The 22,512-nt window shown below is 68.3% G+C and carries 25 protein-coding genes; 15 read left to right on the forward strand and 10 right to left on the reverse strand.

The window, feature by feature from the left end:
• The first annotated feature begins 18 nt into the window (after window positions 1-18).
• The 5 genes from pyk (at window position 19) to E6N53_RS00935 (ending at window position 4,840) form a co-directional block, all read left to right on the forward strand.
• A complete protein-coding gene (gene pyk, locus E6N53_RS00915; RefSeq protein WP_142856165.1) occupies window positions 19-1,800 on the forward strand; it encodes a pyruvate kinase in 1,782 nt (593 codons plus the stop codon).
• A gap of 85 nt (window positions 1,801-1,885) precedes the next feature.
• Window positions 1,886-2,107, forward strand: coding sequence for a DUF7312 domain-containing protein (locus E6N53_RS00920; protein WP_136588591.1), 222 nt, complete (start codon window positions 1,886-1,888; stop codon window positions 2,105-2,107).
• Between the two features lie 136 nt (window positions 2,108-2,243).
• Window positions 2,244-2,855 (forward strand): hypothetical protein, encoded by a 612-nt coding sequence (locus tag E6N53_RS00925; protein ID WP_142856167.1) that lies wholly within the window; start codon window positions 2,244-2,246, stop codon window positions 2,853-2,855.
• Entirely contained in the window at window positions 2,852-4,213 is a 1,362-nt protein-coding gene (locus E6N53_RS00930) for a hypothetical protein (protein ID WP_142856169.1), read from the forward strand. Before E6N53_RS00925 ends, E6N53_RS00930 begins: the two co-directional genes overlap by 4 nt.
• A gap of 36 nt (window positions 4,214-4,249) precedes the next feature.
• Window positions 4,250-4,840 carry an NfeD family protein gene (locus tag E6N53_RS00935; RefSeq protein ID WP_142856171.1) on the forward strand — a complete coding sequence of 197 codons (591 nt, stop codon included), beginning with the start codon at window positions 4,250-4,252 and terminating at the stop codon, window positions 4,838-4,840.
• On the opposite strand, the gene E6N53_RS00940 is transcribed toward E6N53_RS00935, so the two are convergent.
• Both E6N53_RS00940 and E6N53_RS00945 read right to left on the reverse strand, forming a co-directional pair.
• Window positions 4,837-5,196 (reverse strand): 4a-hydroxytetrahydrobiopterin dehydratase, encoded by a 360-nt coding sequence (locus tag E6N53_RS00940; RefSeq protein ID WP_142856173.1) that lies wholly within the window; start codon window positions 5,194-5,196, stop codon window positions 4,837-4,839. The two genes, E6N53_RS00935 and E6N53_RS00940, sit on opposite strands and share 4 nt — an antisense overlap.
• Window positions 5,197-5,250: 54 nt before the next feature.
• Window positions 5,251-5,730 (reverse strand): FKBP-type peptidyl-prolyl cis-trans isomerase, encoded by a 480-nt coding sequence (locus E6N53_RS00945; protein ID WP_136588596.1) that lies wholly within the window; start codon window positions 5,728-5,730, stop codon window positions 5,251-5,253.
• A gap of 92 nt (window positions 5,731-5,822) precedes the next feature.
• Between E6N53_RS00945 and E6N53_RS00950 the strand changes: the two genes are divergently transcribed.
• Window positions 5,823-7,136 carry a cytochrome P450 gene (locus E6N53_RS00950; RefSeq protein WP_142856175.1) on the forward strand — a complete coding sequence of 438 codons (1,314 nt, stop codon included), beginning with the start codon at window positions 5,823-5,825 and terminating at the stop codon, window positions 7,134-7,136.
• A 2-nt stretch (window positions 7,137-7,138) separates the two neighbouring features.
• Here E6N53_RS00950 and E6N53_RS00955 read toward each other — a convergent pair whose 3' ends face one another.
• Window positions 7,139-7,567, reverse strand: a complete 429-nt coding sequence (locus E6N53_RS00955) for a DUF371 domain-containing protein (protein ID WP_136588598.1) — start codon at window positions 7,565-7,567, stop codon at window positions 7,139-7,141.
• A gap of 356 nt (window positions 7,568-7,923) precedes the next feature.
• Between E6N53_RS00955 and E6N53_RS00960 the strand changes: the two genes are divergently transcribed.
• The 4 genes from E6N53_RS00960 to E6N53_RS00975 all read left to right on the forward strand — a co-directional run bounded on the left by E6N53_RS00960 (window position 7,924) and on the right by E6N53_RS00975 (window position 12,089).
• A complete protein-coding gene (locus tag E6N53_RS00960; protein ID WP_136588599.1) occupies window positions 7,924-8,847 on the forward strand; it encodes a coiled-coil protein in 924 nt (307 codons plus the stop codon).
• A gap of 66 nt (window positions 8,848-8,913) precedes the next feature.
• A complete protein-coding gene (gene sppA / locus E6N53_RS00965) occupies window positions 8,914-9,921 on the forward strand; it encodes a signal peptide peptidase SppA (protein WP_142856177.1) in 1,008 nt (335 codons plus the stop codon).
• Between the two features lie 81 nt (window positions 9,922-10,002).
• Window positions 10,003-10,731: a CPBP family intramembrane glutamic endopeptidase gene (locus E6N53_RS00970; RefSeq protein WP_161596496.1), complete on the forward strand. Its 729-nt coding sequence runs from the start codon at window positions 10,003-10,005 to the stop codon at window positions 10,729-10,731.
• Between the two features lie 218 nt (window positions 10,732-10,949).
• Window positions 10,950-12,089 (forward strand): DUF373 family protein, encoded by a 1,140-nt coding sequence (locus E6N53_RS00975; RefSeq protein WP_142856181.1) that lies wholly within the window; start codon window positions 10,950-10,952, stop codon window positions 12,087-12,089.
• 8 nt (window positions 12,090-12,097) lie between these two features.
• Here the strand turns inward: E6N53_RS00975 and E6N53_RS00980 are convergent, their stop codons facing one another.
• A complete protein-coding gene (locus E6N53_RS00980) occupies window positions 12,098-12,289 on the reverse strand; it encodes a DUF7333 family protein (RefSeq protein WP_142856183.1) in 192 nt (63 codons plus the stop codon).
• A gap of 63 nt (window positions 12,290-12,352) precedes the next feature.
• Window positions 12,353-13,138 (reverse strand): aldo/keto reductase, encoded by a 786-nt coding sequence (locus tag E6N53_RS00985; RefSeq protein ID WP_142857223.1) that lies wholly within the window; start codon window positions 13,136-13,138, stop codon window positions 12,353-12,355.
• Between the two features lie 254 nt (window positions 13,139-13,392).
• Here E6N53_RS00985 and E6N53_RS00990 point away from each other — a divergent pair, with 254 nt between their 5' ends.
• From E6N53_RS00990 to E6N53_RS01000, 3 genes are all read left to right on the forward strand, one after another.
• A complete protein-coding gene (locus E6N53_RS00990) occupies window positions 13,393-14,625 on the forward strand; it encodes a digeranylgeranylglycerophospholipid reductase (protein WP_142856186.1) in 1,233 nt (410 codons plus the stop codon).
• 99 nt (window positions 14,626-14,724) lie between these two features.
• Window positions 14,725-14,910 (forward strand): hypothetical protein, encoded by a 186-nt coding sequence (locus tag E6N53_RS00995; RefSeq protein ID WP_136588606.1) that lies wholly within the window; start codon window positions 14,725-14,727, stop codon window positions 14,908-14,910.
• 98 nt (window positions 14,911-15,008) lie between these two features.
• Entirely contained in the window at window positions 15,009-15,743 is a 735-nt protein-coding gene (locus E6N53_RS01000; RefSeq protein WP_142856188.1) for a DUF6517 family protein, read from the forward strand.
• A 28-nt stretch (window positions 15,744-15,771) separates the two neighbouring features.
• On the opposite strand, the gene E6N53_RS01005 is transcribed toward E6N53_RS01000, so the two are convergent.
• On the reverse strand, window positions 15,772-16,662 hold the full coding sequence (locus tag E6N53_RS01005; protein ID WP_142856190.1) for a TrmB family transcriptional regulator: 891 nt from the start codon (window positions 16,660-16,662) through the stop codon (window positions 15,772-15,774).
• A 129-nt stretch (window positions 16,663-16,791) separates the two neighbouring features.
• Between E6N53_RS01005 and E6N53_RS01010 the strand changes: the two genes are divergently transcribed.
• Window positions 16,792-17,244 carry a DUF7344 domain-containing protein gene (locus E6N53_RS01010; RefSeq protein ID WP_142856193.1) on the forward strand — a complete coding sequence of 151 codons (453 nt, stop codon included), beginning with the start codon at window positions 16,792-16,794 and terminating at the stop codon, window positions 17,242-17,244.
• A gap of 109 nt (window positions 17,245-17,353) precedes the next feature.
• Here the strand turns inward: E6N53_RS01010 and E6N53_RS01015 are convergent, their stop codons facing one another.
• A complete protein-coding gene (locus tag E6N53_RS01015; RefSeq protein ID WP_142856195.1) occupies window positions 17,354-18,217 on the reverse strand; it encodes a 2-oxoacid:ferredoxin oxidoreductase subunit beta in 864 nt (287 codons plus the stop codon).
• A complete protein-coding gene (locus tag E6N53_RS01020) occupies window positions 18,214-19,977 on the reverse strand; it encodes a 2-oxoacid:acceptor oxidoreductase subunit alpha (protein WP_136588609.1) in 1,764 nt (587 codons plus the stop codon). Before E6N53_RS01020 ends, E6N53_RS01015 begins: the two co-directional genes overlap by 4 nt.
• Before the next feature lie 189 nt (window positions 19,978-20,166).
• Here E6N53_RS01020 and E6N53_RS01025 point away from each other — a divergent pair, with 189 nt between their 5' ends.
• Entirely contained in the window at window positions 20,167-20,805 is a 639-nt protein-coding gene (locus tag E6N53_RS01025) for an FAD-dependent oxidoreductase (RefSeq protein WP_142856197.1), read from the forward strand.
• 1 nt (window position 20,806) lies between these two features.
• Here the strand turns inward: E6N53_RS01025 and E6N53_RS01030 are convergent, their stop codons facing one another.
• Together E6N53_RS01030 and E6N53_RS01035 are read right to left on the reverse strand one after the other, a co-directional pair.
• Window positions 20,807-21,622, reverse strand: coding sequence for an ABC transporter permease (locus E6N53_RS01030; protein ID WP_142856199.1), 816 nt, complete (start codon window positions 21,620-21,622; stop codon window positions 20,807-20,809).
• Complete coding sequence (locus E6N53_RS01035) at window positions 21,619-22,506, reverse strand: ABC transporter ATP-binding protein (RefSeq protein WP_142856202.1); 888 nt, start codon at window positions 22,504-22,506, stop codon at window positions 21,619-21,621. The genes E6N53_RS01030 and E6N53_RS01035 overlap by 4 nt, the downstream gene beginning before the upstream one ends.
• Between the last annotated feature and the right edge of the window lie 6 nt (window positions 22,507-22,512).

Raw genomic sequence — 22,512 nt, forward strand, 5'->3', positions numbered from 1 at the left:
TCGGGCGTACCGAATCGCATGAGAAACGCGAAAATCGTCTGTACGCTGGGGCCAGCGTCGGACGACGAGGAAACCATCGGAGCGCTCGCCGACGCCGGGATGTCCGTCGCCCGACTCAACGCGAGTCACGGGTCCGTCGAACACCGCGCGGAGATGGTCGACCGGATTCGTGCGGTCGACGACAAGACGGCCCACCCGCTGGCGGCGATGCTCGACCTCAAGGGACCGGAGGTACGGACCGCCCCGCTCGACGAACCCATCTTCTTGGAGACCGGCAGCGAGGTCCGGTTCGTCGAGGGCGACGAGGCGACGCCCGAAGAGGTCGGCCTGTCGTACTCCATCGCCGAGGTCGAGGAGGGGGACACCATCCTCCTCGACGACGGGCGAATCGATGCGACCGTCCTCCGGATGGAGGGCGACGCCGTCGTCGCTCGCATCGAATCCGGCGGCGACCTCAGCGGACGCAAAGGCGTCAACGTTCCCGGCGTCAACCTCGACATCGACCTCATCACCGAGGGCGACGACCGCAACCTCGAACTCGCCGCCGAGAAGGACGTGGACTTCGTCGCCGCCTCGTTCATCCGGACCGCGAACGACATCTACGCCATCTCCGACCGCCTCGAGGAGTACGGGGGCGACATCCCCGTCATCGCGAAGATCGAGCGGGCCGGCGCCGTCGAGAACCTCGACGAGATCATCGAAGCCGCCTACGGCGTGATGGTCGCTCGCGGCGACCTCGGGGTCGAGTGTCCGCTGGAGGACGTCCCGATGGTCCAAAAGCGGGTCATCAGAAAGTGTCAGGCGGCGGGTGTCCCGGTCATCACGGCGACCGAGATGCTGGACTCGATGGTCCACGCGCGCCGTCCGACGCGGGCGGAGGCCTCCGACGTCGCGAACGCGGTGCTCGACGGGACCGACGCGGTCATGCTCTCGGGGGAGACGGCCGTCGGCGACCACCCCGTGAGAGTCGTCGAGACCATGGACCGCATCGTCCGCGAGGTCGAGTCCACGGAGGAGTACGCCGAGAGCCAAGAACAGCGCGTCCCGACGGCGACCCAGGACTCCCGCACCGAGGCGCTCGCCCGGTCAGCACGGTACCTCGCGCGCGACGTCGGTGCCTCGGCCGTCGTCGCGGCGAGCGAGTCGGGCTACACGGCGCGGAAGACGGCGAAGTTCCGTCCCGGCGTCCCCATCGTCGCGACGACGCCGAACGACCGCGTCCGCCGCCAACTCATCCTCTCGTGGGGTATCGACGCCCGCTACTCGGAGTACCGCGGGTCCGCGGCCGAGGTCATGGACGACGCCGTCGCCGCGGCGCTCGACGCGGGCGTCGCCGAGAGCGGCGACACCATCGTCATCCTCTCGGGGATGATGTCCGAACTCGAAGAGACCAACACGACGAACATGCTGAAGGTCCACGTCGTCGCCGAGTCGGTCGCGAACGGACGGAAGATCGTCGGCGGCCGGGTCGCCGGCCCGCTCTACCGGACGGACGATGGCGACCTCTCGGACGTCCCCGAGGGTGCCGTGCTCTACCTCGGCGCGGAGTTCGATGGTGAGTTCGACGGCGACGCCCGCAAACTCGGGGCCATCGTCGACGCTCGCCCGGGGCTCACCGGCTACCCCGCGATGGTCGCGCGCGAACTCGACCTCCCGATGATCTCGGGCGCACCCATTCCGGACACCGTCGCGGACGGTTCGATGGTGACGCTCCACGCCGAGCGCGGAATCGTCTACGAGGGCGACATCCTCGCCACCGAAGAGCGCGACCGCCACGCCATCACGAACGGGGAGTCGTAACCCCCGGGACGACGCGGACGCGGTCGGGGCGCGCTCGGTCCTCGAGTGCGGTAGGACTTTCCCGCTCCGTCTCGAAGAGAGCGTAATGGCACAGTCCGGTCCCGACAGCGACCCGGTCGAGACGACAGACGGGGGGACGACCACGGACGAGCGCGAGTGGCAGTTCGGTCTCGACGAGGTCGGCCCCGACGGTGCCGTCGAGTCCGAGCCCGAACCGCTCGAACCCGGCCAGATAAGCCTCGAAAACACGCTCTTCGTGCTGCTCGGTGTCGTCGGCACGCTGCTGTTGTTGTCGACGGTCGTCTGACACGGCCGACCGTCAACGTCCGTTCGCTGACTCCGGTGTCGGCCGGACACGCCTGCGACCCTGGGCCTCGCGGCCGGCGGGGGCACGGCCCCTCGACACCCGATAGTTGATGTGAGTCCAGCCACTCGGCCGATGCATGGTCCCCCTCCCCAGACGACGGCTCCTCCGGGCCGTTGGCGGCCTCGGACTCGGACTCTCCGTGGTCCTCGCCGGCTGTTCGACCGACGAACGCCGGCGGACGACGCCGACGCCGTCAGCGACCGTCGAGCCGTCCGTCGCGTACGAACCCGTGTTCCTGCGGTGTTCGACCGCCGAACCGGTCGTCGCACACGGCGAGCCCGAGACGGGCGAGCCAGCCACTGTCGGCGACCAGTCGTTCACCGACGAACTCTTGCTGACTGCCGACGACGCCGCGGGCGTCTCGTTCACGCGTGACGTCGACGGCGTCGACGAGGTGCGGACGTTCCTCGCCGAGACCGACTTCGAGCGTGATGCCGTCTACCTTCGGGAACAGCCCATCTCGGCGTGTCGGCGACTCGCGGTGAGCTACGTGACGACCGAGGCGAGGTCGTTCGACATCGAGTTCTGCGCGCCGCTCCGCCCTGCGGACGTGGCGTGTTCCGTCGGTGACCGAGAGGCCGTCGCCGCCTTCGTGCGCTTTCCGTTCGCGACGGACGAGGTGTCGGGGTACAGCATCGGCGGTGGGCGGACCTGTCGACGCCCCCACAGATCGGAGGGGTCCGCGTGACCGACGTCGACCCGACGCGCCGAGCCTTCCTGCTCGCTGCCGGGACGAGCATCGGCCTTATCGGAGCGTTCGCTGCCGACGGCGGTCCCGACGTCCCGGACGTCTCGTACGACCGCGGAGCGCTCCGTGAGGTCGCTCGTCTGGGCGTCCCGTCGGTCCCGACGGTGGGGGCCGTCCCCGTCACGCCGGCTCACCTCGCGATGCACCGCGACCGAGCCGGGTCGCTGCTCGAGTCGGCACCCGCCGACCTCGGTGTCCCGAACGAGGCCGTCGCCCGGGAGTACGCACGACGGCGCGAAGACGCCGTCGAGAGCCTCGTCGAGGCCGACCGCGCGGCGACCCCGGTCGCGACACTCGACGACCTCCGGTGGGCACGACACCGGGCTGCCGACGCCGCCACGGTCGCCGCAGCGGTCGACGGCAACCGCTCCCGGGAGTGGGTACGCGACCGGCGTGCGGCCGTCCGTGCCGACCTGCGGGCGTTCCGCGACCGCTGGCGCTACGTCGGCGACGACCCCGCGGGCGCGCTTGCGGTCCACGCCGAACTCGAGTCGCTCGCCGGTCACGCCGACACGATGATCGACCAGGCGGCCGACCTCCGCGAGACCGACGGGAGCCCGTCGCTCCGCCTCGGGTCGCGCGCCAGCGACGTCGAACTCGCCCGGGCGCTGGTGACGGACGCCGCGTACACGTACGACCGCCACCGAGACGCCCTCGAGGACGCCCGACCCCTCCGAGACGCGTTCGACCGGGCCCTCGCTGTGCTCGCGACGGACGTCACCGCGCGGTGTCCGGCCCGACCCGACGAGGGGTTCGACTCGCGCGTCGACCGCGAACCGCGTGCCAGCGCGGGCCGACCGCTGCTTCGCGAGGCGTTCTCGGAGGCGCGGCGGCGGTGTCGTCGGGTCGGGGACGGAAGTGTTCGGGAGGACGCGGGCGTCGCCACGGCGCTCGTTGCTGCCGGCGCGGCCGACCGCGACCGCCGTGCGCTCGAACAGGTCAGCGCGGCCGTCTCGGGCGGAGCGTACGGCGTTCCTCGGTCGGCGGCGCGGCCCCGTCGCGAGAAACTCACCACGCTCGAGGCAGTCGCGACCGCGCGCGATGCGACTCCGACGCCGCTGTCCGCGGGGTGGGTGAGAACGGCCGCGCGGTACGTCGACTGGGGCGACGACGCGCTCGTCGACACGCTCGAACGCGACCGACCGCTCGTCTCCGCGGTCGCCGAAGCCGTCGCGGAGTACGCGTGGGGACGGGCCGTCGCGGCGGCGACGCCGGGCGCGCTCTCGCGGTTGGTCGGGGTGGTCGACGCGGCCGCGGCTCCCGCCGACCGAGCGTCGGTCTCGCGACTGCGCGCGTGAACAACCCTTAATCAGCGTCCGCCCCTAGGTCTACCTATGCCGGTACCGCCCCTCCCCCTGCAACTCGAGTTTCTCGGCCCCGAGACGCTCCCGCTGCTCTTGGTACTCGCGGGTCTCGGGCTCTCCGTCGCCGAGGCGCTCGCCCCCGGTGCCAACTTCGTCGTCCTCGGCGTCGCCCTCCTCATGGCCGGTGTCGTCGGCCTCCTCATCGGTCCACTCGCGTCGCCGCTCGTCCTGGGTGCCCTCGTGTTGCTGTTCGGCGCGCTCTCGCTCTATGGGTACCGAGAGTTCGACCTCTACGGCGGGAAGGGGACGGCGAAGACGAGCGACTCCGACACGCTGACGGGGAAGTTCGGGCACGTCACGGAGCGGGTCACGCCCACCGCGGGGGAGATAAAGCTCGACAGCGGCGGGTTCAACCCCTACTACTCCGCGCGCTCGATGGACGGCGACATTCCCGAGGGGACGGAGGTGATGGTCATCGACCCCGGCGGCGGTAACGTCGTCACCGTCACGCCGGTCTCCGAGTACGAAGACGAGATCGACCGTGAACTCGCGCGCGGACGGGACCAGGAGTCACCCGTTCCCGACGAGTCCGAGACCGACGCCGAGACCGAGACGAACTAGGACGACTCGGGCGCGTACTGCTCGTGGATGCGGTCCATCCGGGCGGCCATCACGAAGTCGGTCTTGTGGAGCCCGTCTATCTTGTGCGTCCACATCTCGACGCGCACCTCCCCCCACGAGAGGTGAAGGTCGGGGTGGTGCCACTCCTCCTCGGCGAGTTCGCCGATCGCGTAGGTGAACTCGAGCGCGTCACGGAAGTCGTCGAACGCGTAGGTCCCGTCGAGGTGGTGGCCGTCGACGACCTCCCAGACCTCGTCGTCGATTTCGGCGAGGTACTCGGCGTACTCCGCTTCGGCCAGCGGTTCGTCCTCTGAGGTACACGCCTCACACGGCTCGTCTGCGAGTTGAGCTCCCATATCGGTCCCAACGGACTCCTGCTACCTATGTCCGCTGGTCACCGCCGGTCGGCCTCAGCTGATGCTGCGGACTTCGACCTCGAACACCAGCGTCTTCCCCGCGAGTTCGTGGTTGAAGTCGACGACGACCGCCTCGTCCGTGATGGCCGTCACGTCGCCGTGGAGGCCGTTCTCGGCGTGGACGTGCAGGCCGATTTCGGGCTCCTGCCCGACCATTCCCTCGAACGTCTCGGGGTCGTACTCGCGCACGCGGTCGTCGAGGAACTCGCCGTAGGCCGCCTCGGGCGGGACCTCGACGGTCGCCTCCTCGCCGACGGCGAGCCCCCTGACGCCCTCGTCGAGCCCCTCGATGACGGAGCCCGCCCCGACGGTGAACGACAGCGGGGTGTACTCGTCGGACTCACGACCCTGTGCGTCGGCGAGGCCGGCCGCCTCGGCGACCTCGTAGCGCGACGTATCGAACAGCTCTCCGCCCTCGAACCGTCCGACGTACTCGATGGTGACGATGTCTCCCGGTTCGACTGTCGCTGTCATCGGGCGGTGGTGGGCGGAGCAGGCAGTTAAATGGCATCGTCGTCGTCCGGCCGTCAACGATTAGCGTGCGCGACCCCAGCGTCTCACTGTCCATGCGCGCGCCACACTCCCCGCCGGGCGACCCCGTCGTCGGCAACGCCCTTCGCTTCGCTCGGTCGCCGTTCGACTTCCTCGACACGCTCTCGTCGTCGTACGCGGAGGGGGTCGTCCACCTCTCGGGGATGGCCGGCCCCGGAATCTACGTCGTGCTCGACCCCGACCTCGTCCAGCGGGTGCTCGTCGACGACCACGCCCGGTATCGGAAACCACAGCTCCGCCCCGAACTCGTCGACCCGCTCGTCGGCGAGGGACTCCTGACCAGTGAGGGTGACCTGTGGAAGCGTCAGCGGACGACACTCCAGCCCGCCTTCTTCACCTCCCGGCTCAGGGGCTTCGGCGACACCATCGTCGACTTCACTCGCGCGACGACCGCGGGCTGGCGCGACGGGGGAGAACTCGACGTCCACCGCGAACTCGGCGTCCTCACCGTCCGCATCATCTCCCGCTTGCTCCTCGGTGTCGACCTCTCTCGCGCCGACGCCGTCGACGTCGCCGAGGCGATGGAGCGGGTGGGGGAGACACTGGCGCTCTCCCCCGGGAACGTCGTCCGGCCGCCGTGGCTCCAGACCCCACCGCCCCGTGAGTACCAGCAGGCCATCCGCGAACTTGAGGACGTGACCGCGCGGATCACTGCGATGCACGACCCTGGCGGCGACGACGTCCTCTCGCTGCTCCAGCGGGCCATCGGCGACGACCCAGACGCCTTCCCCGCGGACGAACGCCGCGACCAGGTGATGACGATGCTTCTCGCCGGCCACGAGACGACGGCGCTCACGCTCACCTACGCCCTCTCTCTCCTCTCGGCGAACCCCGACGCGCGGGCCGAACTCCGTTCGGAGGTCGACACGGTGGTCGACGGGACTCCGGCGTGGGGCGACCTCGCTTCGCTCGACTACACCGAGCGGGTCGTCCACGAGACGCTCCGCCTCCTGCCGCCGGTGTGGGCGCTCTTCCGTCAGCCGCTCGCGGACGCCCGACTGGGCGAGTACCGCATTCCCGAGGGCGCGCCGATGATGCTCCCGCAGTGGGCACTACACCGCTCGCGGCGACACTGGGACGCGCCGCTGACGTTCGACCCCGACCGCTGGCGGGAGACGAAGCCCGCCGAGGTCGCCGCGTACTTCCCGTTCGGAGCGGGACCGCGCGCGTGTATCGGGCGACAGTTGGCCATCGTCGAGGCGAAGCTCATCCTCGTGACGCTGTTCGCCGAGTGGGACGTCGCAGTCACCACCGACGAGCTGCCGCGGCGGGCGGCCATCACGATGCAGCCGACGGAGCCGGTTCCGGCCGTGGTCCGCCGCCGGTGAGTTCACTCGCGCTCGTCGGCGTCGACCCGGAGGGTGAACACGAGGTCGGCTCCCGCTCGAAGCGCGTCGACCATCTCCCGGTCGAAGCCGGCGGCGGCGTGGTCGGCATCGACCAGCACCGTCCGGTCGTCGACGTAGTCGCTCGTCCGGGCGACGGCCGAACGGTCGTTCTCGAACGTCAGGTCCGGATGTCCGCGCCCCTCGACGGTCTGGACGTGGTCGCCGACCCTGACTTCGCAGGTGATTCGGGCGTCCGCTGACCGACACGCCTCGACGAACGCGGGGTCGAAGTCCGCGGGGGTTCGGTCGGCTTCCACCGCGAGAATACAGTCGCCCGCGGGGGTGAGCCAGTCGTCTGTCGTCACCTCGAACGTGCTCGCGTGCTCGGCGCGGACGTTGTCGTGTCCCCGTGCGTGGATGACCTCTCTCATGGCTGGGCCTGGCGGACCGACGGACAAGTCGACATCGGTTCGCCACCGCCGAATCGGCCGCTCCTGTCGCTGTACCGTCCATTTCTGCCGGCCCGGTGCCGCGATTATTTATATACGTAGTGAAATCCGTGGGAACGACACACACGGGCGTTTCGAGCGGTATGACAGCGGTTTTCACACGTTTCACCACCGAAGTTTTTATATGGTAACCGATTGTATCTGTAAGTACCTGAACGCCACCGGCGTTCCGGCGGCACAGCACGCAGAATGATCGGGAGTTCTCTTACACGGCCGGTCGCACTCATCCGCGCAGCCGCCGCGCTCGGCAGGGTGATGGTACAGAGGTTCGATTACGCATGGTAACAAAACAAGAAGTCCTCGAAGAATTCGATGTCAACGAGCTCGACACAGCGAACAACGTCGAGCTGTCCGATGAAAAGCTCGAAAACGGTTCTAAAGGTCAGCTCATCAAGCTCGCAGGCCAGCTGCGAGACCGACGAAACGAGCTGAACCAGATGGCCTCGGAGCGCGCGTCCAAGCGCGACGACCTGAACGCCAAGACGCGCGAGAAGGTCGACGAAGCCCAACAGCACCGCGAGAAGCGCGACGAGCTCAACGAACAGGTCCAAGAGCACAAGCAGAGCCGCAACGAGCTCAACGCGAACGCCAACGAGCTGTTCGACCAGGTCGAGGAGATGAAGAGCGACCTGGAACTGGACGACGGTACGGACATCGAGGAACTCGAAGAGGAAATCGAGAAACTCGAGTTCCGTCAGCAGACGGAGGTCCTCTCCACCGAGGACGAGCGCGAACTCATCGAGAAGATCGAGAACAAGCGCAAAGAGCTCAAACAGCGCAAGGAGAAGGTCGAAGACTCGGGCGAGCTCGAGGAGCTCATCGAGGAAGCTGAGTCAGTCCGCTCGGAGGCCTCCCAGCACCACCAGAAGGTCACGGAGCTGGCCGACGAGGCCCAAGAGCACCACAACCAGATGATCGAGGCCTACCGCGCGGCCGACGAGATCCGCGACAAGGCCGACGAGATGCACGAGCTCTTCGTCGAGGCACAGGAGGCGGCTGACCGTCACCACGAGGACTTCGTCCGCGTCCAGAAGCGCCTGCGCGAACTGGACAAAGAAGAGGAAGCAGAGCGCAAAGACGAGCGCGCCGAACAGCGCGAGAAGGCGAAAGAAGAGGCCGAGGAGATCTACCAGCAGTTCAAGGAAGGCGAGACGCTGGACACCGAGGACCTCATGAAGCTGCAGAAGGCCGGTCTGCTCTAAGTTCGGTTCGAGTCTACGAGTTTCTCACTGTCTTTTTACCAGACGCGCCCTGACCCCCGTACAGCCATGAGTGAACGTTCACGAACCGTCGTCACCGGAGGTGCCGTCCTCTCCGCGGCAGCCGTCGCGGCCGTCGTCGGCTGGGTACTCCTCGTCGAGTTCCCGGCCGACCTCGCAGAGTTGGTCGGTGTCCTCCTCGTCATCGGCCTCGTCGTCGTCGCGGTTCGCTTCGCCGGCCGCGCCGTGAGCGCCCGCTACCCCGACTACGACGTGGCCGAGGTCGCCGTCACCGGCCCGATCTCCCGGGATGGCGGCCCCGGACCACTCCCCACGGGCACGCGGGGCACCCCTGCCGACGACATCGTCGAACAGATCGAGCGTGCGGACGAAGACGACGCGGCCGACGGCCTCCTCGTCAAACTGAACACGCCCGGTGGCGAGGTCGTTCCCAGTGACGACATCCGCCGCGCGGCGATGAACTTCGACGGGCCGACGCTCGCGTACGCGACCGACACCTGCGCCAGCGGCGGCTACTGGATCGCCAGCGGCTGTGACGAACTCTGGGCGCGCGACGCCTCCATCGTGGGCAGCATCGGCGTCATCGGCTCACGGGTGAACGTCTCCGACCTCGCCGACAGGCTGGGAATCTCCTACGAGCGGTTCGCCGCCGGCCAGTACAAGGACGCCGGCGTCGCCCTCAAGGAGATGGACGACGACGAGCGAGCCTATCTGCAAGGCATCATCGACGATTTCTACGACAACTTCGTCGAACGCGTCGCCGAGGGTCGCGACATGGACGAGGCGGCCGTCCGCGACACCGAGGCGCGCGTGTTCGTCGGGACCGACGCCCACGAGCGCGGCCTCGTCGACGGCCTCGGTGCCCGAGACGCGGTCGAAGAACGCCTCGCGGACCTGCTCGAGCGGGACGAAGTGAGCGTCGAGGAGTTCACGCCACAGCAGTCGCTCGCAGCGCGCCTGCGCGGCGGTGCCGAGTCGGTCGCCTACGCGCTCGGTGCCGGCGTCGCCGGTCGGGTCGTCGGCGACACCGAAGAGCCGCTGAAACTCCGGTTCTGAGCACGCGGCCGCTGTCGGTGACAGTCCTCCCATCACCTGACAGCGACCAGGTATATGTTGGTCGGTGACGGAGCGGTGTGTATGACCTCCACGGGCCCGGCTGGTTCGCTCTCGGAGACCGAGTTCACGCGCACACAGCAGGTCCGTGGACTCGCCCTGCTCGGGGCGTTCGTTGGCCTCCGCGCGCTCTTCGCCCGGGCCTGGGCTCGGTACTTTCCCGGCGGGTACAGTACCGATCCGGCGTTCCTCGCGTTCCTCGCGTTCCTCGCCGGTATCTTCCTCCTCCTCTCTGTCGGTCTGGTCTACCTCGGTTTCACGCGCTGGGTCGGCGTCGACCTCCGTGCGTGGTGGGTCGACCGACGACGGGTGCGGGGGGACCTCCGCTGGAGCCTCGTGGGTATCGTCGCCGTCCTCGTCGTCACGGTGGCGAGCGTGCTCGTACTCACGGCGTTCGTCCCGTCGCTGGCCCCACCCGGCCCGACGGCGGCCGACCCTGGTCCACCCGGGGCCAGCGGTGCGTCGACCACACCCCTCGCGGTGACGCTCCTGCTCGGCTGGTTCTTCGGATTCGCCATCGCCGCGTTCCAAGAGGAGACGCTCTTCCGAGGGTTCCTCCAGCGCCTCCTCGAGACGCGGTACGGCCGCGGGCCGGCTATCGTCGGGCAAGCGGTCGTGTTCACCCTCGCGCACCTCGGGTACTACCCCGTCTCGTCGTGGCCGCTCCTCGTCGTCGGCCTCGTCACCGGTTGGCTGGTCGACCGGCGTGGGACGCTCCTCGCCGCCGGCATCGCACACGGCTTCGTCGGCTGATTCGGTCGCGGCTCTCACCCGGGCGGTGAACGACCGTCGATGGTCGTGTTCGCGGTTTGCTGCTCGCGGTTTGCTGCGGGTCGTCGACCCCGGCGGCGACGGACGGCGTCCCACACCCGCCACACGGAGCGACGGCGCACACCTGGCGATGCTCCGCGACGGCGCGCGAGAGCCCGGTGACCGGGACTGTTTTACCCGGCCCACGCGTCAAATCGGCTGTGACGACGCTCGTTCTGTGTGTCGACCGGACCGACGACATCGGCCGGAAGACGGGGCTCACGACGCCGGTTGTCGGCTGGGAAGCCGTCCAGTCGCTCGTCACGGAGGTCGGCCTCGCCGACCCCGAGGACTCGAGCGTCAACTGCCTGCTGGAGACGCTGCGGGTCGCGCGCGAACTCCGCGACGACGACGACGAGGCGATTGTCGCCGTCGTCGCCGGCGGCAGCGACTCCATCGTCGGGGGCGACCGCTCCGTCGCCGCCCAGCTCGACAGCCTCGTCGAGGAGTACGCTCCCGACTCCGCGGTGGTGGTCATCGACAGCGTCCAGGACGAGCGACTGGTCCCCGTCGTCGAGTCGCGGCTCCCGGTCGACGCCGTCGACCGCGTCGTCGTCCGGCAGGCGCACGACCTCGAGTCGACGTACTACCTCCTGAAGCAGTTCCTCGCCGACGAGGAGTTGCGGACGACGCTCTTGGTGCCGACGGGAATCGGCCTGCTCCTCCTCCCCGTCCTGCTGAGTCAGTTCTCGCCCACCATCGCGTTGGCGGGACTCGCCTCGCTGTTGGGTGCGGTGCTGTTGTACAAGGGACTCGCCATCGACGAACTGCTCGCGAACCTCCCCGAGCGGGTTCGCGCGGCGATGTACTCCGGGCAGGTGTCCGTCGTGACGTACGTCGTCGCCGCGGGACTCGCGCTCGTCGGGGTGTTCCTCGGTGCGCTCTCGGTGTCGAACGCCCCGGTCGGCGAGACGGCGCTGCTCCCGACGATGCAGTTCACCTACGCCGCCGTCCCGTGGCTCGCGCTCGCGGCACTCACCGCCAGCACGGGTCGGCTCCTCGACGAACTCATCAGCGCCGAAGGGGTCCGGACCCCCTACCTGAACCTCCCGTTCGGCGTCGTCGCGCTCGGCCTCGTCGTTCGGGGCTTCTCGGGCTACTTCCTCGAGCGCGAGGGGGTCCTCCCCAACCTCGTGCTGTTCGACCGCCTCCTCCTCACCGCGACCCAGCGGCTCGCGCTGTTCATCGTCGCCGGCATCGTCGTCTCGCTCGTCGGGGTCCGCGTCGCTGTTCGGGTGACGGACGAGGACGGACTCGACGAGGTGGTCGACGCGGGTGGCGGAGAAGACGCCGAGGCGTGACGCCGTCTCTACCGGGTACTGCGGTACTCGCCGTGTTTGACGCCGATGCCGAGGCAGATGGCCCCGAAGACGACCATCGCGGGCGTTACCATCATCAACACTGTGCCTGTCGCCATCACGCCCATCCCGACGAGTGCGGTCGTCCCGACGGCGATGAGGACGGCGAAGACCAGCACGGTCTTTCCGAGGTCGAACTCCATACCGCCTCTCGGGACGGTCCGAACTAAGCCGTTACGGCATCGCCGCGCGGGGTCGCCGCCGCCTCAGTGCCACGGCGCCCAGTCGGGGTCGACGCGGCGGTCAGTCTCTTCGATCGCGTCGATGCGTGCCACGTCCTCGTCGTCGAGGTCGACCGCGAGCGACTCCCAGTTGTCGCGGATGTGGTCCGTCGAGGTCGCCTTCGGGATGGCCGTGACGCCCTTCGCGCGGAGCCACGCGAGCGAGACCCCTGCGGCGCTCGTGTCGTAGTCGTCGGCCAGTTCCTGGAGGAGCGGCACGTCGAACACCTTCCCTCTCGCGAGGGGGGAGTAGGCGACGACCTCGACGTCGTGTTCGGCACACGCTTCCCTGACCGTCTCCTGGGGGAGAAGCGGATGGAGTTCGACCTGGTTGGCGAAGACCGGCGCGTCCAGGAGGTCGACCGCTTCGTCGAGGTGTCGGGGCTCGAAGTTCGAGACGCCGACGCGGTCGATGGTCCCCTCGTCGTACAGTTCGTCGAACGCCGCGAGGGTCTCCTCGGCGTCGTAAGCGTTCGTCGGCCAGTGGACGTACAGTAGGTCGAGCGAGTCGACGCCGAGGCGGTCGAGCGACGCTCGGGTCGTGGCGAGGACGTCGTCGTACGCGAGGTTCGCGGTCCACACCTTCGTCGCGAGGAAGACGTCGTCGCGGGAGACGTCGGCGGCGGCGATTCCCTCACCGACCTCCGTCTCGTTGTCGTACGCCTGGGCGGTGTCGATGTGGCGGTAGCCCATCTCCAGCGCCTCGCGCACGGCGGTCCGGCACTCGTCGGGGTTCGTGTTCTGCCAGGTGCCGAGGCCGAGCATGGGCATGCCGTTCGCGAGCGGGGCCGCGCCGCTGCCGATGGTGTCTGTCATCGTCGGAAGGAGGGACGGCATGCCGAAAGCGGTTGTGGAACCCTTCGGTTGTGCCGCGTTCGCGCACGGCTGCCGACCGCGTCGTGGCCCGTCGTCCTCTCGTCACCCCTCGCCGTCGCCGAGTCGGCCGCGTGCGCCGGTCTTCGCTCGTTGCGCTCACCGACGGGAGAGAAAGGAACACTGATTACCGGGAGGCAACAGCGTGACGTATGGACGAGCGTTTCGACGTGGTAATCGCCGGTGCCGGACCGGCGGGCGCACAGTGTGCACGAGACCTTGCCACGAGAGACTACGACGTGCTCGTTCTGGAGACCGAGGCCGAAGACGGCTTCCCGAGACAGAGCAACAAGTCGACGGGAGGAACGTTCCCCTCGATGCTGACGTCGTTCAACGTCCCCGACGACGTCGTGATGCAGTTCACCGACAGCATCGTGTTGGAGTCGCCGAACCACTCGTACTCGCGCCCGCAGACCGGTGCCGTGTTGGAGTTCGCCGACTTCAAGCAGTTCCTCGTCGACGACGGGCGAGCACAGGGCGCAGAGTACTGGTTCGACACGCGCGTCTCCGGCCCCATCGTCGAGGGTGGCGAGGTCGTCGGCGTCCGCTACAACGGCGGCGACGAGGTGTACGCCGACGTCGTCATCGACGCGACCGGGCCGAGCGCCCCACTCGCTCGCGCCCTGGACGTCGTCGACCTCCAGCGCGAGAAGCAGGCCATCGGCGTCGAGTACGAGTTCGAAGGCGTCGACCTCGACCACCCCGGCTACGCCGACCTCCACGACGCGATGATGCTCCGGCTGGACCACGACCTCGCCCCCGGTGGCTACTCGTGGATCTTCCACACCGGTGACGACACGGCGAAGGTCGGCCTCTGTTACATCCAGAACGACGCCCACCACGAGTACGGCAAGGACGGCATGACCATCGACGGCTATCTCGACTACTGGCTCGAGCGGGACCCGCGCTTCGCCGACGCGACGAAACTCGAAGGGAAACAGCACCGCGGTTCGGCGCACATCCAGATGCCGACCGGGCTCAGCACGGACAGCTTCATGGCCATCGGGGATACGGTGCCGACCATCGACCCGCTCTGGGGAGAGGGCATCCACAAAGGGATGAAGTCCGCACGCGCGGCGGCCATCACCGTCGATTACTGTCTCACCCCGGACGAGAAAGACACCTCCGCGGCGGAGATGGCACTGTACGACCACCTCTGGCACACGGAGGTCGCTCCGAAGATGCGGACGCGTCTGTTGATGACCGAACTGCTGTATCTCGCGCCGAACGAGCGCTACGATACGCTGATGCGCGACCTCAACCAGGCCCCTCCAGAGACGCTGAACGAGGCGAACCGAGGCAACGTCTGGGCGCTGTTGAAACTCCTCAAACTCGAGGACGCCTCGACGGTCAAGCAGTTGATCGCAGAGCGCTTCCTGAACTGACCGACGCGACGCCGTGTCTCGGCTTCGAGACGACGCGTCCGGACCGCGCGGCGACAGAGCTATTGTGGTAACCGTTGTCAACCCACGTGGGTAACACATATGGTCGAACTCTCCGCGGACAACACCAACGCCGTCGCGCACCGCATCGCGGGCGACTCGCTCGTCTACGACTGTCCGAACTGTGCGTTCGGGGAGGTGCCCGTCGTCGCGCTCCTCGACCGCGACGAGGCACGGTGTCTCGACTGCGGGGCCCGGTACCGACTTCGGGTCGAGCCAGTCGAGTGACCGGCCGCCCGGGTCGCCGCGCGCCCACGCGTTCGTCCGCCCGGCACTCTTACCGGACGGAAACGGTGATGCCCCCGCGTGACGTATCTGGGTGAGTCATGCGCGCCGTTGCCCCCTCGCTCGTCGTGGTCCTCGTCGTCGTCGCCGGCTGTACGGGCACGCTCGCGGAAGTGCGCTCGGGGCCGGCGACGATTCCGGAGGCGGCGCTCTCCCCTGTCGGATACATTCACGGGAACACCACCGAGGTGCCGCTCACCTATCCGCTGGGCGTCGGCCCCGTCTCACGCGACGTGACCGTCTACGTCTGGGTCTCCGGGTACTCTCGAACCGTCACGGACGCCTCGGGCGCGAACGATACCGCCGCGCTGCTCGTCGTGAGTTCGCCCAACCGGCGAGTGGAGGGCCAGTCGGTCAACCCCTTCACACAGCTCTCGAACCGCGGCGTCGTCTCTGAACTCTTCGAGGTGGTCGCAGCGGCGGACAACACGACCGGCGGCGTGGTCGACGGCGTGAGCGCGAACGTGACCGAAATCGCCCGCTTCGAAGAACAGCGCGCCCAGAACCGGACCGTCCTCGGCCAGCGCGTCGAGGTCGTCACCTACGCCGCGACGGTGCAGGTCGACACCGCGGCAGCGACCAGTGCGGTGACCACGCCGGCGGACGCCAGCGACGACGGCGGGACGACCCAGACACTCCTCGTCCACCTGATGGCCGTCGAACACGGCGAGGACGTCGTCTTCGCGATGGGCGTCCACGGCGAGGAGATGGACGAGGCGGCGACGATTGCGGCGCTGATGGAGGCCATCGAACACGAGACGACGGGCGAGGCCTGACGGCGCGCGGTCCGAGCGGTTCGGGGTTCTACGACTCTCCGCGGTCCGCAGCCGTGCGGCTTCCCCCGCCGTCTCCGTCGCCCGCGTCGTCCTCGCCCTCACCCCGAACACGGTTCTCGACCCGTTCGAGCATGAGATTCCGGAGCGCGAGGACCAGACCGTCACCCGCGCCGCCACCGGACGTCCACACCGCCGACTCGTCAGGCGCGCCCCGAACCTGTTCGTGTCCGAGCACTGTACTCACGAGGATGTGTTGGTCGTCGACGACGAGGATGCGGCCGATCTTCCCTTCGAGTTCCGGGGTGTGCTCCCACGCCTGTTCGGGCGTCATCACATCGACGTGTGGGGCCACCTCGAACCGCGCGACGAGCTCCTCGTCGACCGTCTCGACGACGATTTCGACCCCTTCGTTCGCCGCTTCGAGCGAAGCGGCCGTCTCCTCGTCGAACACCTCCTCGCTCGCGATGCCGAAGATGATTCGCTCGGTCGCCTCGTCGATGAATCGTCGCTCCAGTGATGAAACGCGGTCCCGCTCGGTGACGACCCAGACGCCCTCCTGCGTGACGTCCGGCGTCTCCTCGTCCGTGTTGACGTCGGCGAGCGCAGCGCGGACGCGGTCTTCGTTCTCTCGGTACCTGGTCTCGAGCACGTCGATGGCGCTCTCGACCGGGACGGCGAGATACTCGCGCGGCGTCGACTGCTGGATATCGACGATGCCGCGGTCGTGCAGGGCGTTGAGCGTGTCGTACACGCGTGCTCGAGGCACGCCGCTCGCGTCGGCCACCTCACGGGCCGTCCCGGAATGAATCCGGGAGAGCCCCACGTACACGCGAGCCTGGTACTCCGTGAGTCCGATTTGCGTGAGCGCCGAGACGCCCGTCTCGAACGCGTCGTCGTCGACGTCACGGGGACCGTTCATGATGACATTCGTCGATTTGATACATTAATTCTATTGACACTGACTGGACATAATCAGCAGAGACATCCGCGGTGTTACCACGCACGTGCTCACACTACGGATAAGACGCCAAGCGACCTCTCTGAACGTATGTCTCACCTTGATGAATCCGAATTGTTCGAGACGTTCATCGAGTCACAGATCAGACTGTCCGTCGTGGAGTGGCTCTCGACGCGGGAGGGACCAGTCGACCTCGAGGAACTGAGCCGGACCGTCACCGACGAGCACGAACTCCCGAGGGACATCGTCGAGATGCGGCTGCACCACGTTCACCTCCCGAAGCTCGCACGACTCGGGCTGTTCACGTACGACGCCCCGGAGCAGACAGTCGACGGGTACTCGACGGACCAACTGGATGACGTGGTCGAGTCGTTCATCGCGTCGTTCCCGGCAGCCGAGCGAACGTTCGAGCGGACCGAGCGCGTTTCCGAACGAGGGGAGCAGACGGCAGACGGTGGCGCCGACTACGCCGCCGCCGCGTCAATGGACGATGCGGGACACGTCGAGGTACCGCCGCCTCACGGCAGCGACGAGGACGACTGACCGAGGGGGTGTGGCCGTGCCGACGGCTCGGTGGGTGGGAGCTGAGAGGGAGACGAGAGATGGGGGAGAAGCGGGAACACAACCGACGACGGGCGGTCCGTCGGACGCGTCAGTAGAACTCGCGGACGAGGTCCATCGCGTCCGCGGGCGCGCCGTCTTCGACCTCGGCCATGTTCTCGGTGAGGCCGTGTTTCTCCTCGTACGGAACTGAATCCTCGTCCTGGTAGAGGATACCCATGTACTCCTTCGAGGAGTCGAGGATCTTCTCTTTGGCCTGGTCTCTATCCGAGGGGTCGTGGTCGGTCTCGGCGAGGTCGACCAGGTTGTCGCGGAAGTAGTCGTACGTGTCGACGTCGTTGAACGTCACACAGGGGGAGAAGACGTTGACGAAGCCGAAGCCGTCGTGCTCGATGGCCTGCTGGACGAGTTCGGCGTGGCGCTTCGCGTCCGTCGAGAAGGACTGGGCGATGAACGTCCCCCCCGCAGCGAGCGCGAGCGCGAGCGGGTTGACCGGGGGCTGCTGGGGACCTTCGGGCGTCGTCGACGTCTCGAAGTCCTCCCGCGAGGTGGGTGAGGCCTGCCCCTTCGTGAGCCCGTAGATGCGGTTGTCCATGACGATGTAGGACATGTTCACGTTCCGGCGGACGGCGTGGATGAAGTGACCCGCGCCGATGGAGTAGCCGTCACCGTCGCCGCCGGCGACCATCACTTCGAGGTTCGGGTTGGCGAGTTTGACACCGGTGCCGACCGGGAGCGCGCGCCCGTGGACGCCGTGGATGGCGTACGAGTGCATGTACGTCCCGATCTTGCCCGAGCAGCCGATACCGGCGACGATGAACGTGTCGTCGGGGTGGTTGCCCGTCTCCGCGAGTGCTTTCATCATGCCGTTCATCGTCCCGAAGTCACCGCACCCGGGACACCACGTCGGCTGCTTGTCCGATTTGAAATCCGTGAATCTGACGTCTGAGCTCATGCTTCGACCTCCTGGTCTGTCGCGAGTGCCGCCTTGATATCCTCGGCGAGTTCGTCCGCCTTGAATCGAACGCCGTTGTACTTGTTGACGCGGTCGACGCGCGTCAGCGTGTCGTGTTCGATGAGGTCGGCGAACTGGCCGTTGGCGTTACACTCGACCACGATGACGGTGTCCGCCGCAGCGACCTCGTCGGAGAGGTCCGGCCGCGGGAAGATGTACGGGACCGAGAGGAACCGGACGTCGATGTCCTCTTCCTCGAGGAAGGCGATGGCCTCCTCCATCGCGCCCTCGTTCGACCCCCACGAGATGACGAGGTTCGACGAGTCGGGGTCGCCGAACTCCCGGGGGCTCCAGTCCTCGGTGTCGCGGGCCGTCTGGACCTTCCGGTTGCGCTTGTCGACCTGTTCGACGCGCATACCGGTGTCCTCGGTCCGCCGGCCGAGTTCGTCGTGTTCGAGCCCCGTGGACATGTGCGCCCCGCCCGCCGTGCCGGGTGCCGCCCGCGGACTGACGCCGTCGTCGGTGATGGCGTGGGCTTTGAACTGGCCCTTCTCGTTCTGCCACTCGCCGATCGAGTCCTCGTCGACGAGCTTCCCGCGGTCGATCTCGACGGCGTCCATGTCGAACGCCTCCGGCGGGAAGGTCTGCTCTGTGACCGCGAGCGCGAGGTCCGAGAGCAGGTAGACGGGCGTGTTGTACTTCTCGGCGAGGTTGAACGCCTCGACGGTCTTCCAGAAGCACTCCGAGACCGACGTGGGGGCGAGGACGAACCGCGGAATCTCGCCGTGGCCGCCGAACAGCGCCATGTTGAGGTCGCCCTGCTCTTGCTTCGTCGGCATCCCCGTCGAGGGCCCAGACCGCATCACGTCACAGATGACGAGCGGCGTCTCACTCGTAGCGATTAAGCCAAAGGTCTCGGCCATCAGGTCGATACCGGGACCCGAAGTCGCGGTCATCGAGCGCGCGCCCGCTCGCGCCGCACCGAGGGCCATGTTGATGGCCGAGAGTTCGTCCTCCGCCTGGACGACGTGACCGCCGTACTGTTCGATGTGGCCCGTGAGGTACTCCATGACCTCCGTCGCCGGCGTGATGGGGTAGCCGGCGTAGAAGCGACAGCCTGCGGCGATCGCACCCATGCCGATGGCCTGGTCGCCGTTGAGGAGCACGTAGTCGTTGTCCGTCGTCTCGAGGTCGTAGTCGAACTCGTGGTCGTACTCCTCTTCGACGTACGCCTGGCCCTTCCGCGCGGCCTGTTTGTTGTTGTCGACGATGGCCTGCCCCTTGCCACCGAAGCGCTTCTGCAGCGCGGAGTCGAGGTTCTCGATGGGGAAGTCCGCGACGGCACACGCGGCACCCAGTGCGACGACGTTGCGCATGATGGCACCGCCGGCCTCCTCGGCGAGGCCCTTGAGGGGGACGTCCAGCCCGATCATCCCCTCCGGGACCTCTACGTCCTGCATCGTGGTTCGCTCGCCGTCGTAGATGATCACCGAGCCCTCGTGCAGTTCGTCGAGGTTCTCGTCGATCGTCCGCGGCGTGAGCGCGATGAGAACGTCGAGTCTATCGACGACACTCTGGACCGGGTCGACGCCCGTCCGCACCTTGTACGCCGTGTAGCCACCGCGGATACGCGACGCGAAATCTTTCGAGGTGAAGACGTGTCGTCCAGCCCGTGAGAGTGCCTGGGCGAATATCTTCCCCGTGGAGTCGATGCCATCGCCAGCCTCGCCGCCGATGGCCCAATTGAAGTCCGCAGGCATGCTAAATTTCCCTACCCAACGCCCCATGAAAAGCCTTCTGAAAGGGGGCATGCAGGACCGTGAAAGATGCCGCACGAACGGCCGAGGCACACGTTATGGCACGTCTAGACGTACCACGGAAACTGGCCGGTCGACGCGGCCGGTGACGGCGAACGAGGCGCTTTTCCCTCGTGCGGTGTCACGACACGTATGAACGCGACAGTCACCGTCGTCTCGGTCCACGACGTGGGACCGGACACCGTCGCCATCGAGTTCGAAACTCCTGCGGAGTTCTCGGCGCTCCCCGGTCAGTTCGTGAAACTCGCCGGCGAGGTCGACGGCGAGGAGTACGCCCGCTTCTACACCCTCTCGTCGCCCGACGTCGAGGACAGCTTCGAGGTCACCGTCGGCGTCAGCGAGGAGGGCGGCCCGTTCTCGCGACATCTCGCGGCGCTCGAACCCGGGGACACACTGGAGATGCAGGGACCCTTCGGCTCGGACCACTACGAGGGCGAGTCACGGGTGGTGGTCCTCGCGGGCGGCCCCGGCGTCGGCCCCGCGGTGGGCATCGGCGAGCGCGCGCTCGCCGACGGGCACGACGTGGCCATCGTCTACCTCGACGACGCGCCCGCACACGAGACACGCCTCGAGGAACTCGCCGCCGTCGGTGCCACCGTGATGATGGACGACGCCGACGCGGACCTCGTGGTCCACCTGCGAGACGCGCTCTCGGGCGCGAGAGACGACACGGTGTTCGTCTACGGCTTCGCCGACTTCGTCGACCGGGCGACGGCCGCCCTCGACGAACTGGGACACGGCGGCGAACTGAAGGTCGAGAACTTCGGCTGAGTCACTCCCAGACCGTCGCGACGGCCACGAGGAGCGACCCGCCGAACCACCCCACGAGCCCGACGACCCCGGCGAGCGCGCTCCCCGCATCGCGTCCGCTCACCGCGCCGACGACGAGGTCGAGGACGAGTCCGCGGAACGCACTCGCGGGCGAGAGCGCGACCGTCAACGGCAACACCTCAGGCGAGAGGCCGCCGGCCAGCCCCGCGACGACGCTCGCGTCGATTCCGACGAGGAACGCCACGGCGAGCGCGACGACGACCGCGAGCGCCTGGCGGACGCTCCGGGCGGCCGCCGACACCGCGAGCGCGACCGCGAGCGCGACGAGACCGAAGACGACGGTGAGGACGGTGAAACGGACGAACAGCCAGAACGAGTCGGCCGCCTCGTTCGCCGCGATGAGGTCCGTCCGCCCGGGTGCGAGCGTCGAGCCGACCACGCCCGCGACGACGAGCGTGACGATGAGGACGCTCGCGACGAACACCGCCCGTCCGAGATACGCGCCGAGGACGTACTCCACACGGGTGAGCGGGTACGTGCGGATGGCCTCCAACTCCCCCGAGGCGCGGTCGTCGAGCGCGGCTCGATAGCCCGCCGCGAAGGCGAATAGCGGGACGAGCACCTCGACGGCGAACAGCAGGTCGAGCGCGAGCGGGACGAACCCGCCCGCGCCGCTCCCCGCGACGACGACGCCGACGACGCTGACGAAGACGACGGCCCCGAGCGCGAGGACGGACCAGGTCCGCACGACGGACCGGAGTTCACGCGCGGCGACGGTGAGCGCGCGGGCACGACCCGCACGCTCGACGAGGCTCACCGGCGCTCACCCCCTCGTTCGAGACCGGTCCGGACGGTGGGTGCCTCGTCCGCACCGCCGGAGATGGCGTCGAGGAAGACGTCGACGAGGCCGTCGGCGTCGGCCGTCCGGACCAGGTCGTCCGGTGCGCCGTCGGCGACGAACGCGCCGCGGTCGAGGACGACCACCCGGTCGGCGGTCCGCTCGACGGAGACGAGGTCGTGTGAGGCGAGCAGCACCGTCCGGCCGTCGTCCGTAAGGGCTCGGACCGTCTCGAAGATGTGCGCCGAGATGGCCGGGTCGAGACCGCTCGCGGGTTCGTCGAGGACGAGCACCGTTGGGTCGCCGAGGAGCGCCTGCGCGAGGCCGAGCAGCCGCGTCATTCCGCCCGAGAGCGCCTCGACCTTCCGATTGCGGACCCCCGCGAGGCCGACCTGGTCGAGCACCGCGTCGACGTCGACGTCCTGTGCCGCCTCGGGACCGAGCAGGTCCGCGTAGAACCGCAGCGTGTCCACGACAGAGAAGCCGGGGCGAAACGACGGCTGCTGTGGGAGGTAGCCGACCGGACGCACGCCACGGCCCGTGACGTCGACCCGGCCGCTGTCGGCGGCGAGGACGCCCGCGACGATCCGGAGGAGCGTCGACTTCCCCGACCCGTTGGGGCCGACGAGACTCACGAGCGTCCCGGCGTCGACGGCGAGCGAGACGCCGTCGAGCACGGTCACGTCGCCGAAGCCGTGACGGAGGTCGGTGACCGCCACCGCCGACCCACGCTCGTCCGCCCGTGGAGCGTCCTCGCCGTCGCCCTCGCGCTCGCCGTCGCCGCTCGACGCCTGCTCGTCGCGCCGCCCGGCGTGGTCGCTGTCTGACCGTGCCGTCCGGGTCTCCGAGTTCGGCTCGGTCACGTGGGC

It is taken from the genome of Salinigranum halophilum, from assembly GCF_007004735.1.
GTDB classification, from domain to species: Archaea; Halobacteriota; Halobacteria; order Halobacteriales; family Haloferacaceae; genus Salinigranum; species Salinigranum halophilum.

Bases quoted from the DNA above. Each gene is read 5' to 3' on its own strand.
- pyk (WP_142856165.1), top strand. From the start codon at position 19: ATGAGAAACGCGAAAATCGTCTGTACGCTGGGGCCAGCGTCGGACGAC.
- E6N53_RS00985 (WP_142857223.1), bottom strand. From the start codon at position 13,138: ATGCCCATGCTCGGCCTCGGCACCTGGCAGAACACGAACCCCGACGAG.
- E6N53_RS01005 (WP_142856190.1), bottom strand. From the start codon at position 16,662: ATGAACGGTCCCCGTGACGTCGACGACGACGCGTTCGAGACGGGCGTC.
- E6N53_RS00990 (WP_142856186.1), top strand. From the start codon at position 13,393: ATGGACGAGCGTTTCGACGTGGTAATCGCCGGTGCCGGACCGGCGGGC.
- E6N53_RS01015 (WP_142856195.1), bottom strand. From the start codon at position 18,217: ATGAGCTCAGACGTCAGATTCACGGATTTCAAATCGGACAAGCAGCCG.
- E6N53_RS00955 (WP_136588598.1), bottom strand. From the start codon at position 7,567: ATGAGAGAGGTCATCCACGCACGGGGACACGACAACGTCCGCGCCGAG.
- E6N53_RS00980 (WP_142856183.1), bottom strand. From the start codon at position 12,289: ATGGAGTTCGACCTCGGAAAGACCGTGCTGGTCTTCGCCGTCCTCATC.
- E6N53_RS00920 (WP_136588591.1), top strand. From the start codon at position 1,886: ATGGCACAGTCCGGTCCCGACAGCGACCCGGTCGAGACGACAGACGGG.
- E6N53_RS00935 (WP_142856171.1), top strand. From the start codon at position 4,250: ATGCCGGTACCGCCCCTCCCCCTGCAACTCGAGTTTCTCGGCCCCGAG.
- E6N53_RS01020 (WP_136588609.1), bottom strand. From the start codon at position 19,977: ATGCCTGCGGACTTCAATTGGGCCATCGGCGGCGAGGCTGGCGATGGC.
- E6N53_RS00970 (WP_161596496.1), top strand. From the start codon at position 10,003: ATGACCTCCACGGGCCCGGCTGGTTCGCTCTCGGAGACCGAGTTCACG.
- E6N53_RS00925 (WP_142856167.1), top strand. From the start codon at position 2,244: ATGGTCCCCCTCCCCAGACGACGGCTCCTCCGGGCCGTTGGCGGCCTC.
- E6N53_RS01025 (WP_142856197.1), top strand. From the start codon at position 20,167: ATGAACGCGACAGTCACCGTCGTCTCGGTCCACGACGTGGGACCGGAC.
- sppA (WP_142856177.1), top strand. From the start codon at position 8,914: ATGAGTGAACGTTCACGAACCGTCGTCACCGGAGGTGCCGTCCTCTCC.
- E6N53_RS00940 (WP_142856173.1), bottom strand. From the start codon at position 5,196: ATGGGAGCTCAACTCGCAGACGAGCCGTGTGAGGCGTGTACCTCAGAG.
- E6N53_RS01000 (WP_142856188.1), top strand. From the start codon at position 15,009: ATGCGCGCCGTTGCCCCCTCGCTCGTCGTGGTCCTCGTCGTCGTCGCC.
- E6N53_RS00960 (WP_136588599.1), top strand. From the start codon at position 7,924: ATGGTAACAAAACAAGAAGTCCTCGAAGAATTCGATGTCAACGAGCTC.
- E6N53_RS00950 (WP_142856175.1), top strand. From the start codon at position 5,823: ATGCGCGCGCCACACTCCCCGCCGGGCGACCCCGTCGTCGGCAACGCC.
- E6N53_RS00945 (WP_136588596.1), bottom strand. From the start codon at position 5,730: ATGACAGCGACAGTCGAACCGGGAGACATCGTCACCATCGAGTACGTC.
- E6N53_RS01010 (WP_142856193.1), top strand. From the start codon at position 16,792: ATGTCTCACCTTGATGAATCCGAATTGTTCGAGACGTTCATCGAGTCA.
- E6N53_RS00995 (WP_136588606.1), top strand. From the start codon at position 14,725: ATGGTCGAACTCTCCGCGGACAACACCAACGCCGTCGCGCACCGCATC.